The 3,567-nt window shown below is 72.8% G+C and carries 2 protein-coding genes; both read right to left on the reverse strand.

Features of this window, described 5'->3' with window-relative positions:
• A partial coding sequence (locus ND748_RS28060; protein WP_251749205.1) for a serine/threonine-protein kinase occupies positions 1-1,128 on the reverse strand: 1,128 nt, incomplete at its 3' end.
• Between the two features lie 2,077 nt (positions 1,129-3,205).
• On the reverse strand, positions 3,206-3,567 hold a 362-nt coding region (locus ND748_RS28065; RefSeq protein ID WP_251749206.1), incomplete at its 5' end, for a lipopolysaccharide assembly protein LapA domain-containing protein.

The following is a 3,567-nucleotide window of genomic DNA, read 5'->3' on the forward strand; positions in this document are numbered from 1 at the left end:
GGGCGGGGGCGTTCCGGTCGGCGCGGCGAACACGCCCGGTGCCCAGCCGCGCAGCCGTCGGGCCGCACGCGTCGTGGGGCGGCTGTGCTCGGGGATGCGCTGGGCGGGCGGGACGAAGCTGACCGAAGGCCGCGGCGAGGGCAGCCCGACCAGCGTCTGGCTGTCGTGGAAGTCGCCGTCGCGCAGCCGGTCACCGGCCCGCGAGGACGTGGGTGACGGGGTGAACGTGGGCACATGGGTGAACGCCGCGGGGTCGATCGGCGGCGGGTTCCACGCCTCGCGCAGCAGCCGGCGGGTACCCGTCGCCGGATCGTCGGTGGGCCCGATCAGCCCCCGCAGCAGATCGTCGGCGCTGGGCCGCTCGGCGGGCTCCTTCACCAGTGCCGCGATCACCGCCGGCCGCAACTCGGCGGGGACGTCGCCGGTGTCGGCCTCGCTGTGCACGACCCGGTAGAGCAGCGCGTCGGCACGGCCGGTACCGAAGGGGGGACGACCGGTCGCGGCGTAGAGCACGGTCAGGCCCCAGGCGAAGACGTCGGCCGCGGGACCGACCTCGCCGTGCCCGGTGACCTGCTCGGGCGCCATGTAGCCGGGGCTGCCGAGCAGGACCCCGGTGCGGGTGGCGACGGTGGCGTCGACCGCCGCCGCGATGCCGAAGTCGATCACCTTGGGGCCGTCGCCGCCGAGGATGACGTTGCCGGGTTTGAGGTCTCGGTGGACGATGCCGGCGCCGTGGATGGCGGTCAGCGCCTCCGCGAGGCCGGCGGCGAGCGCGACGACCTCCCGCGTGGCCATGGCGCCCCGGGTGGCGATCGTCTCGGCGAGGCTCTGGCCGGGGATGAGCTCGGTGGCCATCCACGGGTCCTCGGCGTCGGGGTCGGCGTCGACCAGCCGGGCCGTGCAGGCCCCACCGACCGCCCTGGCCGCCTCGATCTCGCGGCGGAACCGCGAGCGGAACTCCGGCTCGGCGGCGAAATCCGATCGGATCACCTTGATCGCGACCAGCTGGCCGGTGTCGTCGTCCTCGCCGAGGTACACGATGCCCATCCCGCCGGAGCCGAGCCGCGCGGTCAGCGCGAACCGGGCGACCCGCTCGGGGTCACCCGAGCGCAGCGGCCTCGGCGGCACCACGCCCTCCTTACGTCGTTCTTGCCAGCATCGGCGATCGTCGGCCCACCCGCCGGACGGCTAAGGTCCCGCCCGGCGCCGGCTCGCTCCCGGCAGAGCCGAAGGTCCGGTCGCCGGCAGAGCCGAAGGTCCGGTCGTCGGCATCACCCCACCGTGCCCGCCGAACCTGTGGTGGACGTGTGCGCCGGTCTGGCGGCACGTCCCACGCCCTCATCAGACGACTCCGGGGGCCGGGGAAGTTCCGTCGCCGGTCGTGGCATGCGTCGCCGGCGGTGCCGGGCCCCTCGACGTCGACGTTCGCGTGGCCGCGCTGCGCCGTCGGCGATGGCGCGGGCCGGAAGTCCGGCTGCTTCACCATCGTCTTCACCATCGTCAAAGCAATGGACAAAGCACGCAGGCAGGGAGTACCGGGCGTCGGTACCTTCGCCGGAAGCGGCGGGAGGTATGTCCCCGGCGGCGGAACGGTGCGCTGCGGTGTCACAAATCGGACTGTACCGATGGAACCGCAGCTACCCGGCCATTCGACTCCCCGGACACCCACCTATCGGTTACCCCAACCGGCCACCTCTGCCGGCAACCCCCAGGCGCTTCGGCCGAAAACATCCCCAAACCGCGACGGAGAAGCCGGTGACGCCGCCCCGCAGGCTTCTCCGCCGCGGGCTCGATCAGCTTTCGGGGATCTCCCGCCGGGCCCTCACGAGAATGACTCGATCAACGAGTTTGACCCGTTCCTCGGGGCCGTCGGGCACACTCGGCGACGGCACGTGACCGGCCTCCCCGCCGGCACCGCCGCGCCCGACGATGATCCTGGTATTCCGCCCGACGGCGGGACCCGGTACGCCCGAACCGGTGATTCCCGCGCAGGCGGCCCGACCCAGTCGGCGAATGGCTCTCGTTTCTGCCATGAAACCTCCCAGATCAAAGTTGCTCGAAAGATTACCCGACAACAGGAGAACGACGAACGCCCACCCGGTCGACTCCGGTGAATGTGATGTGACCAGCGATCCACCGGCGCCGACCGCGTCCCCGGTTCCCCGCCGACAGAATTCCGCTGCCACGCTCTTGCCGACGGTAAAACGCGAGGTCCACGAGGTTCTACGACGCACCGGACGCCCGGCCCGCACCAGGCGTCGCGACCCGGCCGGGGATGGCACCGGCGGCACCCCGCGAGCCGTTCGGGTCCCCACCGCGGTGCAGCGCACGCGCGGGGCAGTTCACAAGGGTCACCCACGTAATGGGCTTGTCCACCCCACCAGAACGATCCAGGGCTACACCTGCACCCCACTCACCCTAGCCACGAACATCCTGCGCCGCGCAAGCCGGTGCGCCCCACTCGTCCTGCATCGATGGCCCAAAAGGGTGGTCCGTGGCTGGTCCTGCCGCCCGGCCCGGTGCCGCCCGGGCCATCAGTCCTGCCGGGCCGGAGCCGGACGGCCCGGGTCACCCCGACCGGGGGGAGGGGCAGTGGCGGCGCCCCGGCGCGGACCTGCTCCGGCGCGACCGGGCGCAGCGGGTGTGGGCGGCGGGGCCGCGGGAAAAGTCGCCGGTCTGGAATGCCACTCGATGGGCGTGCACCTGCTCGTGCCGTCGCCGTAATACGGCACGTCGACGGCCTACCTGTTACCGGTACGGCCAGGTTTCCCGGCGGGCCACAGCGGGATCTTCATCGGGATCTCCCGCACCGCCCGGGTCCGATTGTTCAACCTCGCCGGACGGGCACCGGTGGCGGCAGGCAGACGTCGGCCGACCGGCCGGCAGCCGGACGGAAGCCCCGTTCTTCGGCCACGGCGGGATGGACGGCTGATCGAGGTCGGCGACCTCGGCCGGTAAGCCGGCCATCGACGGCGTCGTCCCGCGCGCTGGTACTGCCGTCGGCATCGGGACTCGGGGTGAAGGCGGATATCCCGGCGTCGACGAAGCGCGGAGTCAGCGCTTTCACCCCGTCGAGATGCTTGCGAACTCCGCGGCGAACGCGACCCGACGGCGAGCGGCGCGCCGCCGACCGCCAGCAATACCCGCGTGACGCCCACCGCATCATCGGCCACCGCGCACAGGTTCGATTCCCCTGTTCGGCGTCCTACCGGCCGCGGGCCGCCTTCCGTAGCTGCCGCAGCTCGCGGCGCAGCCGGATCTGCGGAATCACCCCGATGAGCAGGCCGATGACGAGACCCGCGGCGGCCGAGGCGGCAAGCGCCGCGGCAACCGACATCCGCTGGGTGGAGCCGAACAGCCAGATACTCACCCGCGCGTCGTTCTTGACCACGAACACGACGACGGCAATGGCGATGACCAGTACCAGCACGGTGATCGCGTAGGTGGTGTAGGCGACCCCGCGCCGCCGCGGCGGCCCCTCGTCCGGCGCACCGGGCGCCGGCGGCGTCCCCGGTGCCGTCGGACCACCTGCCGTCCCCGCCACCCCGGGAGCCCCCGGAGCCCCGG

The sequence above is a fragment of the Frankia sp. AiPs1 genome (genome assembly GCF_023716945.1).
Classification (GTDB): Bacteria; Actinomycetota; Actinomycetes; order Frankiales; family Frankiaceae; genus Frankia.